The sequence below is a fragment of the Streptomyces sp. NPDC005962 genome, from assembly GCF_040629205.1.
Classification (GTDB): domain Bacteria; phylum Actinomycetota; class Actinomycetes; order Streptomycetales; family Streptomycetaceae; genus Streptomyces.
In genome coordinates, this window is sequence record NZ_JBEXVE010000002.1 from 720,009 (window position 1) to 732,417 (window position 12,409).

Annotated in this window: 14 protein-coding genes; 3 read left to right on the forward strand and 11 right to left on the reverse strand. The window is 71.8% G+C overall.

From position 1 onward, the window contains the following. Window positions 1-147 precede the first annotated feature (147 nt). The 4 genes from ABZ370_RS06715 to ABZ370_RS06730 form a co-directional block, all read right to left on the reverse strand. Window positions 148-594, reverse strand: coding sequence for a nitroreductase family deazaflavin-dependent oxidoreductase (locus ABZ370_RS06715; protein WP_358617366.1), 447 nt, complete (start codon window positions 592-594; stop codon window positions 148-150). A 91-nt stretch (window positions 595-685) separates the two neighbouring features. Continuing rightward, window positions 686-1,687: a Ppx/GppA phosphatase family protein gene (locus tag ABZ370_RS06720; protein WP_358617368.1), complete on the reverse strand. Its 1,002-nt coding sequence runs from the start codon at window positions 1,685-1,687 to the stop codon at window positions 686-688. Between the two features lie 28 nt (window positions 1,688-1,715). Next, on the reverse strand, window positions 1,716-1,895 hold the full coding sequence (locus tag ABZ370_RS06725; protein WP_358617370.1) for a hypothetical protein: 180 nt from the start codon (window positions 1,893-1,895) through the stop codon (window positions 1,716-1,718). 175 nt (window positions 1,896-2,070) lie between these two features. Beyond that, window positions 2,071-2,523 carry a protein-tyrosine phosphatase family protein gene (locus ABZ370_RS06730; protein ID WP_358617373.1) on the reverse strand — a complete coding sequence of 151 codons (453 nt, stop codon included), beginning with the start codon at window positions 2,521-2,523 and terminating at the stop codon, window positions 2,071-2,073. 86 nt (window positions 2,524-2,609) lie between these two features. Here ABZ370_RS06730 and ABZ370_RS06735 point away from each other — a divergent pair, with 86 nt between their 5' ends. Next, a complete protein-coding gene (locus tag ABZ370_RS06735) occupies window positions 2,610-3,467 on the forward strand; it encodes an LLM class flavin-dependent oxidoreductase (RefSeq protein WP_358617376.1) in 858 nt (285 codons plus the stop codon). Between the two features lie 53 nt (window positions 3,468-3,520). Here ABZ370_RS06735 and ABZ370_RS06740 read toward each other — a convergent pair whose 3' ends face one another. From ABZ370_RS06740 to ABZ370_RS06770, 7 genes are all read right to left on the reverse strand, one after another. Continuing rightward, window positions 3,521-4,210, reverse strand: a complete 690-nt coding sequence (locus ABZ370_RS06740; protein ID WP_358617378.1) for a hypothetical protein — start codon at window positions 4,208-4,210, stop codon at window positions 3,521-3,523. Window positions 4,211-4,264: 54 nt separating this feature from the next. Then, window positions 4,265-5,809, reverse strand: coding sequence for a Rieske 2Fe-2S domain-containing protein (locus ABZ370_RS06745; RefSeq protein WP_358617380.1), 1,545 nt, complete (start codon window positions 5,807-5,809; stop codon window positions 4,265-4,267). Window positions 5,810-5,961: 152 nt separating this feature from the next. After that, window positions 5,962-6,753, reverse strand: coding sequence for an ABC transporter ATP-binding protein (locus tag ABZ370_RS06750; RefSeq protein ID WP_358617382.1), 792 nt, complete (start codon window positions 6,751-6,753; stop codon window positions 5,962-5,964). Continuing rightward, window positions 6,750-7,796, reverse strand: coding sequence for an iron chelate uptake ABC transporter family permease subunit (locus ABZ370_RS06755; RefSeq protein ID WP_358617385.1), 1,047 nt, complete (start codon window positions 7,794-7,796; stop codon window positions 6,750-6,752). Before ABZ370_RS06755 ends, ABZ370_RS06750 begins: the two co-directional genes overlap by 4 nt. After that, window positions 7,793-8,827 carry an ABC transporter substrate-binding protein gene (locus tag ABZ370_RS06760; RefSeq protein WP_358617387.1) on the reverse strand — a complete coding sequence of 345 codons (1,035 nt, stop codon included), beginning with the start codon at window positions 8,825-8,827 and terminating at the stop codon, window positions 7,793-7,795. The genes ABZ370_RS06755 and ABZ370_RS06760 overlap by 4 nt, the downstream gene beginning before the upstream one ends. Before the next feature lie 58 nt (window positions 8,828-8,885). Beyond that, window positions 8,886-9,650 carry a CbtA family protein gene (locus ABZ370_RS06765; protein ID WP_358617390.1) on the reverse strand — a complete coding sequence of 255 codons (765 nt, stop codon included), beginning with the start codon at window positions 9,648-9,650 and terminating at the stop codon, window positions 8,886-8,888. A 51-nt stretch (window positions 9,651-9,701) separates the two neighbouring features. Beyond that, complete coding sequence (locus ABZ370_RS06770; RefSeq protein ID WP_358617393.1) at window positions 9,702-9,926, reverse strand: CbtB-domain containing protein; 225 nt, start codon at window positions 9,924-9,926, stop codon at window positions 9,702-9,704. 264 nt (window positions 9,927-10,190) lie between these two features. Between ABZ370_RS06770 and ABZ370_RS06775 the strand changes: the two genes are divergently transcribed. Next, the gene (locus ABZ370_RS06775; RefSeq protein WP_358617395.1) at window positions 10,191-10,748 is read left to right on the forward strand and encodes a histidine phosphatase family protein; all 558 of its coding nucleotides are present in this window, start codon (window positions 10,191-10,193) and stop codon (window positions 10,746-10,748) included. A 285-nt stretch (window positions 10,749-11,033) separates the two neighbouring features. Beyond that, complete coding sequence (locus ABZ370_RS06780; protein WP_358617458.1) at window positions 11,034-12,305, forward strand: S1 family peptidase; 1,272 nt, start codon at window positions 11,034-11,036, stop codon at window positions 12,303-12,305. The last annotated feature ends 104 nt before the right edge of the window (window positions 12,306-12,409 follow it).

Sequence of the window (12,409 nt, forward strand, 5' to 3'; positions counted from 1 at the left end):
TTCGGTTTCCCCTGCCGCGAGGACACATATCACTGCGGGCGAGCCGGGTCCGGTTGCGTAAAGGTTGTGTGACGGCCGGGTGGAGGCCGCCGGGCGGTGAGCGGGGCACGGCCGCCGGGCCGGGCCCCGCTCACCGCCCGGGGCGGCTCAGTGCGGTGTGGTCACGGGCTCCAGGACGAAGACGGGGATGTCACGCGTGGTCTTCTCCTGGTACTCGGCGTAGTTCGGGAACGCCTCGACCGCGCGCCGCCACCACAGCGCCTTCTCCTCGCCGGTGACCTCGCGGGCCTTCATGTCCGACAGCTCCGTCCCGTCGCGCAGCTCGACGCGGGGGTCGGCCAGCACGTTGTGATACCAGACGGGGTGCTTGGGGGCGCCGCCGAGGGAGGCTACCGCCGCGTACCTGCCCTCGTGCTCCACCCGCATCAGCGGAGTCTTGCGGATCTTCCCGCTCTTGGCCCCGCGCGTGGTCAGCACGATGACGGGCATGTCCCGCATCGTCGTGCCCTGGGTGCCCCCGGAGCTCTCGATCAGATCGACCTGATCACGCACCCACTGGGTCGGGCTCGGCTCGTATTCACCGTGAAGAGGCATGTCTTCCGTCCCCATCGTCATCGACAAAGATTGCCGCACCGCATAACGCCCCGGGCCCGCCCGATCATCCCCGGGGGCCACCGGGCGGTGCTCAGGAGACGGTGTGCAGCCGGTGAAGGGCGTGGTTCCGGGCCCGCGGCACGGCCACCGCCGACAGCGGCGGGGCGTCGAGCGCGGCCAGCCGGTCCAGCAGGACTCCCTCGCGCAGGGCCCAGGGGCAGAGGGTGACCTGTCGCACGTCCAGGATTTCCATGGCGGCCTCCGCCACGATCGCCCCGGCGAGCGACTGATGGGCCCGGGACGCGGAGATGCCCGGCAGCCGGGCGCGCTCGGCATCGGTCCTGGCGGCCAGCCGGGGAATCCATTTCCGCAGGTCGGCGCGGTCGAGGGTGCTACGGCCGGGCGCCCCGGCCGTCGGCTTGGGGGCTCCGGCGAGCCGTGCGAGCTGGACGAAGGTCTTCGACGTGGCGATCGCGGACTCGGGAACCGGCTGGGCGCGCAGGTCGACCGTGGCCTCGGTGAGGACGGAGCGCACATACTGGCGCAGCCGCGCCACGTCCCGCTTGTGCACCGGAGCGTCGTCGGGCAGGTGGTGGCGGGTGAGCAGGCCCGCCCCGAGCGGCAGCGACAGCGCCACCGCGGGCTCCGTACGGCTGCCGCAGGCCAGCTCCATCGAGCCGCCGCCGATGTCGAACAGCAGCATCCGCCCGGCCGACCAGCCGTGCCAGCCGCGCGCGGCCAGGAAGCTCAGGCGCGCCTCCTGCTCACCGGTGAAGAAGCGCACCCGGATTCCGGTGGCGTCCTCGATCGCGGCGAGAACGGCGTTCCGGTTGGCCGCGTCACGTACCGCGGAGGTCGCCAGGGGCACCAGGTCATCGGCCTGGTGGGCGGCTGCGACCGCTTCGCTCTCGGTCACGGCGCCGACCAGGCGCCGGATGGCGTCCTCGCTGATCACGCCTCGGTGATCGGTCGCCTCGGCCAGGTGGACCGACTGCTTGAGAGTGGTCACCGGCTCGGGCGGTCCGCCAGGAACGAGATCGGCGATTTTCAGGTGAACGGCACGTGAACCTATGTCGAGCACTGCAAGACGCATGCCTGCTCAGTGCCCGAGTTGCCGGACTTTACGCCGCGAGGGGGCGCTGCTGGGGGGCGGTGGAGGCTGCGGGGGATTCCTTTTCGCCGTTCCGCTCCGCCGGGCCCGGGGACTTCTCGGTGCGGCGTCCGCTGGGGAACGTCAGATCCGGTACGTCGACCACGGGCGGCAGATCGGGCGTGAGCAAGCTTTGCTCGTTTGTGTCCATGAAGCGATGGGTACCCTCGCGCATCGCACTCATCCGTGGCGGAGTGGATTCTTCCTTGCGATACCGGTCACACCTGGACTATATCGGGCGGGAAGTGATCGATGTCGTGCAGAAAAGTGTGCCAAGCGACTCCGGATACAACGGCTGGATCACGCCGGTGCCGCACCCGAAGCTGCTAGTGGAAGCCTGACGTGGCGGGCTGCCCGAACCGGGTGACGTAGCGGCGCTGCCAGGGCGTTTCGACGGCGCGTGCCGCGTAGTGCTCGCGTACGTACCGCACCGCGTCCCCGGGCGGTACACCGTCAAGCACCGCGACGCAGGCCAGTGCCGTGCCGGTGCGGCCCCGGCCACCGCCGCAGGCGACCTCGACACGCTCGCCCGTGGCCCGCTCCCACACCTCGCGCAGCGCGGCGGCGGCGTCCTCGCGGTCGGACGGCAGCCGGAAGTCGGGCCAGCGCAGCCAGCGGGCCTCCCAGTCCACCGCGGGCGGCTCATGGCCCAGCAGATACAGCGCGAAGGCGGGCGCGGGCCCCTCGGGAAGGGGGTGGCGCAGCCCCCGGCCGCGCACGAGTCGTCCCGAGGGCAGCCGCAACACCCCTGGCGCGGAAGGGTCCCAAGTGGCGTCCATGGAGCGAGATTAGCCGCCCGGGGGGCGGTGCGGCAGACGAACGAGCCGGTGTTCCCGGCATCATGATCACTGCCTAGGGTGACGGCATGGAAATAGGAGTCAACGTTCCGAACTTCGGCCCGGGCGCCCGGCCGGATGTGCTGCGCCAATGGGCCCGGACCGTGGAGGGGCTCGGGTTCGACCTGCTGATGGTCTCGGACCACGTCGCGGTCACCCCCGATGTGGCGGAGCAGTACCCCGCCCCGTTCTACGAGCCCTTCACCACCCTCTCCTGGCTGGCCGGGATCACCGACCGGGTGCGGCTTGGCACCACCGTGCTGGTCGTCCCGTACCGGCATCCGCTCCTTATCGCCCGCATGGCCGCCAACCTCAACCAGCTCAGCGGTGGCCGCCTGGTCCTCGGCGTCGGCGTCGGATGGGCGCGGCAGGAGTACGAGGCGCTCGGCGTGGAGCACGGGCGGCGCGGACAGCTGACCGACGAACACCTCCAGGCGATCCGCACCGCCTGGGAGGACGACGCGGACTACCGCAGCGGGGAGATACCGGTCTGGGTGGGCGGTATGAGCGACGCCGCGCTGCGCCGGGCGGTACGGCACGGCCAGGCGTGGCACCCCATCTGGTTCACCCTCGACTGGCTGCGGGAGGCGCTGGACCGGCTGAAGGGCATCGCGGAGGAGCTGGGCCGCCCGGTGCCCGGACTGGCCCCGCGGCTGGTGCTCAAGCTCACCGACGAGCCGGTCACCGGCCCCGAACGCCCGGCCGGTGAGGGCACGATCGACCAGGTCATGGACGACATCGAGGAGCTGCGCCGGCTGGGTGCCGAGTCGGTGCTGCTCGATCCGTACAACGGTGACCCGCAGGAGACCTGCTACCCGGAGCAGGCGTGGCAGGGGCTCGCGGCCGTGGCCGCCCGCCTGGGCAAGGTTACCGGCCAGGGGCGTTGATCGGCCGCCGGGGGCCGGTGGTTTCGTACCCCGGCCCCCGGTGCGTCGTCCGCTCAGCCCACGCGCTCGATGCGCGCGTTGCGGATCAGGTTCTTGCCGGGCTCGCGGACCTGCTCGAAGGCGGCGTTGTTGAGCAGGGCGCAGCTGCCCGAGGTCGAGGTGACGGAGACGGTCGTGGACTTGTCGTTGTCCAGGTTGGTCACCTTGAGCTTGGTTCCGGCCGGGAACTGATTGCTGGACGCGGCCGGTGTTCCGTCCTCGCCGGACAGGGTCACCGTCGAGCCCGCGCAGACCACGTCACCGCCGGTGGCGTTCCCGGAAGCCGCGGCGTCATCGGCCGCCCCGGTGTCATCTGCTGCCGCGTCATCGGCGGCCGCCGCCTCATCGGCCGCGTCCCCGCCGCCCGGTGTGGACGCGGCGGCGGGGGCGTCCACCGCACACCCGGACGCCTGCTGCTTCCGCTTGATCTCCTCGATGACCGCCTGCCGGTTCGCTATCCGGGCCTCCGACTGCGGGTCCGGGTTGGCCTGCTGGTCCGCGATGAACTTCTCGTTGTTGGCCAGCGCCTGCGTCAGCCCGTCGCATGCCGTGGAGTTGGAGCCGGCGGCAGACTTGACCGAACTCTGCTCGGTGGTGGCATTACTGGTGGCCGCCATCACTCCGGCTCCCGTACCGGCCAGTGCCACCGCGCCGACGAGGAGCACCAGCTGCTTCCGGCGGCCGAGGGTTCTTCTGCGCGTCATGTGTGACTCCTTCGCTGGGTTCACCGACCCATACGCGCGGGAGCCCCGGTTGTCTCATCGATCCTCGCACCGCGTCGCGCGCAGTTCGTGGCCGTCGGCCGTCAGACAGCGTCCGGTGTTCAGGTCGTAGTGCCAGCCGTGCAGGGTGCAGGTGAGCACGTCGCCCTCGATCTGCCCGAACCGGCTCAGGTCGGCGCGGAGATGGGGGCAGCGGCGCTGGATCTGCCAGCCGTCGAGTTCGATGTCCTGGCCGTCGTCCTCGCTGGAGGCGTAGTAGTTCTCGACGTACTCGACGCGCTCCATGGACAGGCACTTGAAGAACACGTACAGGAACTCGTTGTACGGTCCGATGCGGCTCGCGGTGAACCGCATCGACAGCAGCAGGCTGTTGGACCAGTCCACCTCGCGCTTGACGACGTTGGTGGCCACCAGGTCGCCCGTGGTGGAGAGTGTGTAGCGGCAGCGCTCGCCGTTCCACTCCCGTACCTCCCGGGCCGGGAAGTCGATCACGATCGGGATCTCGCCCACGTCCAGCCGGGCGGGGCCGCCGACACCCGCGCAGATGTGGTCCGCGCGTGCCAGCAGCGGTTCCCACCACCGCTTCAGCTCGGCCAGCAGCCGTTCGCGGGGCAGCGCGGGGGTGCGCGAGGCGCGTTCGGCGGCGAGGGCGGGGCGCTGTCGGCGGGCGAAGTCGCGCAGATAGGCGCGCTTGTCGCCGAAGATGTGGTCGATCTCCTTGTCGGTGTGGCGGTGGGTGAGTTTGCAGGCGGTGTCCTCGGGCTCCGCGACCGTGCCCGGCAGCAGCAGATGCGCCGCGACATCCGGCCGGGCCTGCGCGAGCTGGGCCAGGAACTCGCGCTGGTCGGTGAAGATGGACTCGCCGTCGCGGCCGGTGCTGTTGAACTCGAAGAGCGCGTCGTCGAGGAAGCACGGCGGACCCGCGTTGGGGAAGACGTGTGCCGCCTCGACCGCGTCGATGTAGCGCAGCGCGCGGTCGAACTGGCCCTGCCGCTTGCGGGCGGCGAACTCCCGCTTCGCGGAGTCCGGCAACTGGTAGACCATCGGGTACCAGATCGCCCCGGAGAACTGCACGAAATACGCGTCGACCTCGCCGAACGCCCGGATCGCCGGGATGTCCAGCGGATGCGCGTCGTTCTGGTTGAGCAGCACGGTCCGGCCGTCGTCCAGGGAGAGCGCGGAGTCGCCGATGGGGCCGTCGCCGGGGCCGGTGAGGGCGGTGATCATGATGCGCAGGCCGTTCCGCTCGACCGGCTCTCCGCTCTCGGTGCGCAGGAACCGGGTGAACCCCAGCGCGCGCAGCTCACGCTCCAGCTCATCGGTGGCGAAGGCGGGCAGCAGCACCGTGATGTCCTTGCGCACATGGCGGCGCAGATTCTGTGCGTCGAAGTGGTCCCGGTGCAGATGAGAGACGTAGAGATAGTCCGCGGAACGCCCGTAGTGCGCCCAGTCCAGGTCCGTGTTGTCCGGGAACGGAAACCACGAGCCGAAGAAGGCGGGGTTGACCCAGGGATCGCACAGGACCGATCCCGCCGCGGTCTCGATGAAGAGTCCCGCATGTCCAAGTCCGGTGATTCGCATACCTCAGCACCCCAACCAACTCGTCAGGTATGTCGGATATGTCGACTCTCTCGGTGATTCGGGCGGTATGCATCCGCAGGTGCGCCCGCCGGGTGATTCCGTGACCGCGTGCGCGGTCTCCGGTCACCTGGTGTCATCGGTGTCACCTGGTGTCATCTGGTGAGGAAGCGGATGTGCGGGCGTCCGCCGGGGCCGTCGGGTGTGACGGCCGTGCGCACCCCGTAGACCTCGGCGATGAGCCCCTCGGTGAGGACGTCCCCCGGGGTGCCCGCCGCCGCCACCCGCCCCTCCCGCAACACCAGCAGCGCGTCGCAGTACATCGCGGCCAGATTCAGATCGTGCAGCGCGATCACGGTGGTGACCGGCAGGTCCGCGACGAGGGCCAGCAGATCGAGCTGGTGCTGGATGTCGAGGTGGTTGGTCGGCTCGTCCAGCAGCAGTTCCCGGGGCGCTTGCGCGAGGGCGCGGGCGATCTGGGCGCGCTGGCGCTCACCGCCGGAGAGGGTGTGCCACGACTGCCCGGCCCGGTCGGTGAGGCCGGTCCGCTCCAGGGCGTGGCGTACCGCCTCCTCGTCCGCCGCCGACGGCCCCGACCAAGGACGGCGGTGCGGGATGCGGCCGAGGCCCACCACCTCGCGCACGGTCAGCTCGGACTGGGTGACGGCGTCCTGCTCGACCACCGCGATCCGGCGCGCGACCGCCCCGCGCCGCAGATCCGCCAGCGGGTGGCCGTCGAGCGTGACCACCCCCGAGGCGGGGGCCAGCACCCCGGCCAGCAGCCGCAGCAGCGTCGACTTGCCCGAGCCGTTCGGCCCGAGCACCCCGACGCACGACCCCGGTGCCGGGGCGAGGCTCACCCCGTCCACGATCAGCCGGCCGCCCGCGCCGCGCGCCACGCGCTCCGCGCGCAGCCCGGCCCCGGCGCCCGCCGCGTCCCTGGTCACGCCGTCCCCGCCTTCCGGGTGCGGTAGAGGACCGCGACGAAGGCCGGTACGCCGATCAGCGAGGTGACCACGCCCACCGGCACCTCCTGCGGGTCGAGGACTGTACGGGCCAGCGTGTCCACCCACACCAGGAACACCGCCCCGGTCAGCGCCGTCACCGGCAGCAGCCGGGCGTGCCCGGAGCCCACCAGGGCGCGGGCGGCGTGCGGGAGCACCAGCCCGACGAAGCCGATCGCTCCCGCCGAGCTGACCAGCGCCGCGGTCAGCAGCGCGGTGACGGTCAGCAGGACGATCCGGGTGCGGGCCACCCGTACGCCGAGGGTGGCCGCCGCGTCCTGCCCGAACGCGAACGCGTCCAGCGCGTGCGCGTGCCACCCGCACACCAGCAGCGCCAGGGCCAGCACCGCGAGCCCCGCCCACACCTCGGCCCAGCCGACGTTCGCGAGCGAGCCCAGCAGCCAGAACAGCACACCGCGGGTCTGCTCCGCGTCCGCGGCCGTCATCACGATGAACGAGGTCAGCGCCGAGAACAGCTGCATCGCGGCCACCCCGGACAGCACCACCCGGTCCGTCGTCCCGCCCAGCATCTGGCTGAGCACCAGCACCAGCGCGAACGAGACCACCGCCCCCGCGAAGGCACCGGCCGAGACGGACACCGCGCCGCCACCGGCCCCCAGCACCACCACCGCGACCGCGCCGGTGGACGCGCCCGAGGAGACCCCCAGCACGAAGGGGTCGGCGAGCGGGTTGCGCAGCAGCGACTGCATCACCGCCCCGCATACCGCGAGCCCGGCCCCGCACACCGCGGCGAGCAGAGTCCGCGGCAGCCGCAGATCCCACACGATGCCGTCCCGGATCGGGGTCAGCCCGCTGCTGCCCCAGCCCAGATGGGTCGCGACCACGGCCCACACATCGGCCACCCGGATGTCGGCCGGGCCGATCGTGATGGCGAAGGCGATCGACAGCGGCAGCGCCACGGCCCCGGCCGCCCACAGCGCCGGGTACCGCAGCCGTCGTGCACGTACCGCGGCCGTAACCGTCACCGGCCGGGGCCGGAGCGGCGCAGCGCGGCGGCCACCTTCTCGATGCCGTCGACCGTACGGATCGACGGATTCAGGGCCTGCCCGCTGAGCAGCACGTACCGCTTGTGGCGGACGGCGTCCATCGACCGGGTGACCGGGTTGGACTCCAGGAACGCGATCTTCTTCGCGGCGGTCTCGGCCGACTCCTGCTTCCGGGCGAGGTCGCCGATCACCAGGATGTCGGGGTCGCGTTCGGCCACCGTCTCCCAGTTGATCTGCGGCCACTCCTCATGGGCGTCGTCGAAGACGTTCTTCGCGCCGACCGCGTGGGTGATGGCGCCGGGGGCGCCGCAGCAGCCCGCCATGTACGGCGATTCGGAGTTGGCGAACCAGTAGAGCAGGGAGGCGCCGGAGGCGTCGATGCCCCGGGTGGCCTTGGTGACCCGGGCCCTGAGCTTGCCGATGAGCGCGTCGCCGCGCTTCTCCACGCCGAAGACCCTGGCCAGGTCGCGGATCTCGCCGTAGACGTGGTCCATGGTCAGCGGGGTGGCGCGGCTGCCGTCACCGTCCCCGCTGTTGTCCTTGGTGCAGTCGGCGGGGGAGACGTACGTCGGCACGCCGAGCTTCTCGAACTGCTCGCGGGTGGCCACCCCGCCCTTGCCCAGCGTCGATTCGAAGGACGCGGACACGAAGTCCGGCTCCTTGTCGAGCACCTTCTCGAAGGAAGGCGCGTTGTCCGCCAGCCGGGGCACGGTGGCGTTCGCCTCGCGCAGCCCGGGCAGGACCGGGTCGGTCCAGGTGGCGGTGGCGGACAGCCGGTCGGCGAGCCCCAGCGAGAGCAGGATCTCCGTCGATCCCTGGTTGAGCGACACCGCCTGCCGGGGCGGTGCGGTGATACGGACCTTCTTGCCGCAGTTGCTCACGGTGCGCGGATACCCGGGGGCGTCCTCCGGGGAGCCGGAGGACGCTTTCGGGCCGCCACCGCATCCGGTCAGCAGCAGGGCGCCGGTCAGCAACAGGGTGGCGTATCGGGCAGGACGTGCTATCGGCACGGGTGGTGGTTCCTCTGACGACGGGTGGCGGACCGGGCGTGGCGGGGGAGCGGGGCGATCAGCGGACGGCACCCGCGTTCGCCGTGGTGCCCGGCGCCACGGCGGCCGCCGGGCGCGGAACGATCAGCCGCTCGGCCAGATACCCGAAGAGCAGGCCGAAAGATCCCCACAGCGTCGCCTGGACGGCCAGCGCCGCCAGCCGGAACTGCCACAGCAAGGTGGCCGGGAAGCCGTGGGGCACCTCGTTGAAGGAGGGCAGGAACGCGTACGCGAGCCCGACCGCCGTGAGGAAGGCGACCGCGGCGGCCACGGTGGCGTTCCAGTTGCCCAGCCGTGGCGCCAGCCGCTTGCCGAGGATCACCGCGGCGACCGTCAGCAGCACGCTGAGCACCACCATCAGGAAGTACAGCGTGGTGCGCTGGTCGAGGGTGGCCGGATCGCCCACGGCCGGCGGATTGGCCGGGTACTTCAGGAACGGCACCACGTAGACGGACACCAGCGCGCCGAGTGACACCAGCGCGGCGGTGGCCCGTGGCCCGAACCGGCCGACGCGGCCGAGGGCGAAGCAGACCACGAGGGCCGCGATGCCGCCGATGGCGACACCGTAGATCAGCACGCCGGTGGCCAGGCCGGCGGTGGACTGCACGGCGCGGCTGACGAGTTCGACGCCGCCGTGTTCATGGCTGTGCGCTTCCTCGAACCCGATGGCCGCGTCCACGCGCGGCTCGCCCAGCAGATACGCCACGGCGAGCGCGAGCAGCCCGGCGGCGAGACCCGCGAGCATGCCCCGGACGAGCAGCGCCCGGACGGATATGGAGTTCATGACGGTGTCGATTCCCCTGGTGTGGTGCTGTAACTGAGGCGGTGAGTGCGGTCAGTGGCAGGGGAAACCGAGCAGATGGCGGCCGTCGTGCACCCACTCGTGCACGTTCTCACCGGAGACGACCGCGGTGGCGCCCTGCTCGGCGCCGACGAAGTACAGGAGGATGAGCATGAGGACACCGAAGAACAGCGCCCACGGGGCGATCGCCTTCAGCGAGATGGGGGTGATCTCCGGCACCGGCTGGGAGCCGGGGGCGGGAACGGCGGACTGAGCCATGACGACCTCCTGGGAACACGCGTCCCGTTTGTTGGTACTCGTACGACGGCGCTGGGTCTGACTCGCCCGCCGGACGGCCCGCGTTGTACGGGACGATTCCGCCGGACACACAGTGGCGCGACCGTGCCGGACTCTCACCGGACTTCCGTCGCGCCGTCGTTTTCCATGAGACCGTAGCGCGCGACACCCGGCCCCCGCTACGGCGCGGTCGCCGGAATCACCCCGCCGACGAGGGCGGATGATGCGGAAAAGGGGGATAAGGCGGTGCGTATCACCCTGTTGGCGCCCGCGGTCAACGCGGCCCTGCGGCAGGTACGTTTCGACGACGCCCCGCCGGACGCGGCCGCCGTGCGGCGGGCCCGGGCTGCCGCGGGCTCCCTGCCGCACCACGATGTGACGTTCACCGCACCCTCCGCGCGCTGCCGCGGCACCGCGCGGGCCCTCGCCCTGGACGCGGCGGTGGCGCCCGGGCTGCGCGACCTCGACGTGGGCCGCTGGCGCGGCCGGTCGCTGGACGAGGTGGGGCGGGAGACGCCCGGGGACGTCGCGGCCTGGCTGTCGGACCCGGCGGCGGCGCCCCACGGCGGTGAGTCGCTGCTGGAGCTGATCGAACGGACCGGCACCTGGCTGGAGTCGGGGGCCGAGCAGGACGCACGCGTGCTCGCCGTCGCCGAACCCGCCGTGATCCGCGCCGCCCTGGTCCACGCGCTGGACCTGCCCCCGCGGACCTTCTGGCGGCTGGACGTAGCCCCGCTCACCGCGACCGCGCTGAGCGGCCGCTCCGGCCGGTGGAACCTGCGCTGCGGACTGTCCCTGACCTGACCCGGGGTGAGCGGACCGTACGCCGATTCCCCGCCGCGTCTCCGTGCGGCGTCTCCGTGCTGCGTCGCAGCAGCCGCGTCTCCGTGCCGTGTCACAACAGTCACGTCACAACAGCCGCGCTCCGCGGTGAGCGCGACGCCGGTCCCGCCCGTATGAAGAGGGAGGGCCCCTGCCGGCCGAGCCCTGGCTCTGCCTGTCGGCGCTGGATCGACGTAAGGAGACGTGGTGGTGAAGCACACGCGGCGAGGCGTGCGCCATGGAGTACGGTACGTGGCCGTCGGCGCCATGGTCTGTGGCGGACTGCTGGTCGCACAGTCCTCACCGGGCGGATCGGCGCACGGCGCGGAGAGCGGCGGCTCCTCGCAGGTCCTGGACGGGGAGAACGCCCAGGGCGGCGCGAGAACCGACCTCGGAAGCCGTCTGGCGTCCGAGCTGGGCGCGTCCCGTACGGCCGGGAACTGGGTGGCCGCGGACGGGAAGCCGGTGGTCGCGGTGACCGACGCGGACGCGGCCGCCGAGGTCGGCCGGGCCGGGGCACGGGCCAAGCGGGTCCGGTTCAGCATGGATCAGCTGAAATCGGCCACCGAGACGCTGCGCGCGGCGCCCCGGGTGGCGGGCACCGCCTGGATGGTCGACCCGAAGTCCAACAAGGTGATGGTGCTGGGCGACAGCACCGTCTCCACCTCCGACTGGTCGAAGATGAAGGACATGGCCGAGCCGATGGGCGAGGAGGTGGGCATGGAGCGCACCACGGGCACGTTCACGACCAAGACCAACGGCGCCGCCCCCATCTTCACCAACGGCAGCCGCTGCTCGGCCGGTTTCAACGTCACCAACGGCCAGACCGGCTTCATCCTGACGGCCGGGCACTGCGGCCCGCCCGGAACGCCCTGGTTCCAGGACACCGGGGGCAAGACGAGCATCGGCACCACCGTGCAGACCAACTTCCCCGGCAACGACTTCTCCCTGGTGCGCTACGACAACACCAAGCTCAACCGGAACAGCGTCCTGGACGTGGGCAACAGCCAGCAGGTGAAGATCACGAACGCCGCCGACCCGACCGTGGGCCAGGAGGTCTTCCGCAGCGGCGCCACCTCCGGGCTGCGCTCCGGCAAGGTGACGGGGCTGAACGCGACGGTGAACTACCCCGAGGGCAGCGTCAGCGGGCTGATCCAGACCACCGTGTGCGCCGAGCCCGGAGACAGCGGCGGCCCCCTCTTCGTCGGGAACACGGCGCTCGGTGTGACCTCGGGCGGCAGCGGCGACTGCGTCAAGGGCGGGGTGACGTTCTTCCAGCCCGTGACCAAGGCGATGACGGCGCTCGGCGTGACCATCCCGGGCACCAGGATCGGTGACGCGGGCGGCTCGGCCGACAACTCCGCCATCGCCTCGGGCACCCAGGCCGCTCAGAACGACGCGACGGCGCTGGACGGCATCATGGAGCGGGTACGGGCGTTCGGTCCCGGCCTGTGGATCATCGCCGGGGGCATCGTCGGCTTCGCCATCAGCCTGCGTCCGCGCCGACGGCGGTACAACAGCTACACCCCGGGGTGGTGACCTCGGCGCCATCCCGAGCCCTGGCTCGCCCGTGCGGCACGGCACCGGTCACCGGTGCCGTGGCCCCCCCGCCCGGGGCCGCACGGACGCCGGCGCGGCCGGCG

What these genes read in the sequence shown, in the direction of transcription:
- ABZ370_RS06745 (WP_358617380.1), bottom strand. Translation starts at nt 5,809, where the DNA reads ATGCGAATCACCGGACTTGGACATGCGGGACTCTTCATCGAGACCGCG.
- ABZ370_RS06720 (WP_358617368.1), bottom strand. Translation starts at nt 1,687, where the DNA reads ATGCGTCTTGCAGTGCTCGACATAGGTTCACGTGCCGTTCACCTGAAA.
- ABZ370_RS06725 (WP_358617370.1), bottom strand. Translation starts at nt 1,895, where the DNA reads ATGGACACAAACGAGCAAAGCTTGCTCACGCCCGATCTGCCGCCCGTG.
- ABZ370_RS06765 (WP_358617390.1), bottom strand. Translation starts at nt 9,650, where the DNA reads ATGAACTCCATATCCGTCCGGGCGCTGCTCGTCCGGGGCATGCTCGCG.
- ABZ370_RS06780 (WP_358617458.1), top strand. Translation starts at nt 11,034, where the DNA reads ATGGTCTGTGGCGGACTGCTGGTCGCACAGTCCTCACCGGGCGGATCG.
- ABZ370_RS06715 (WP_358617366.1), bottom strand. Translation starts at nt 594, where the DNA reads ATGCCTCTTCACGGTGAATACGAGCCGAGCCCGACCCAGTGGGTGCGT.
- ABZ370_RS06770 (WP_358617393.1), bottom strand. Translation starts at nt 9,926, where the DNA reads ATGGCTCAGTCCGCCGTTCCCGCCCCCGGCTCCCAGCCGGTGCCGGAG.
- ABZ370_RS06735 (WP_358617376.1), top strand. Translation starts at nt 2,610, where the DNA reads ATGGAAATAGGAGTCAACGTTCCGAACTTCGGCCCGGGCGCCCGGCCG.
- ABZ370_RS06740 (WP_358617378.1), bottom strand. Translation starts at nt 4,210, where the DNA reads ATGACGCGCAGAAGAACCCTCGGCCGCCGGAAGCAGCTGGTGCTCCTC.
- ABZ370_RS06730 (WP_358617373.1), bottom strand. Translation starts at nt 2,523, where the DNA reads ATGGACGCCACTTGGGACCCTTCCGCGCCAGGGGTGTTGCGGCTGCCC.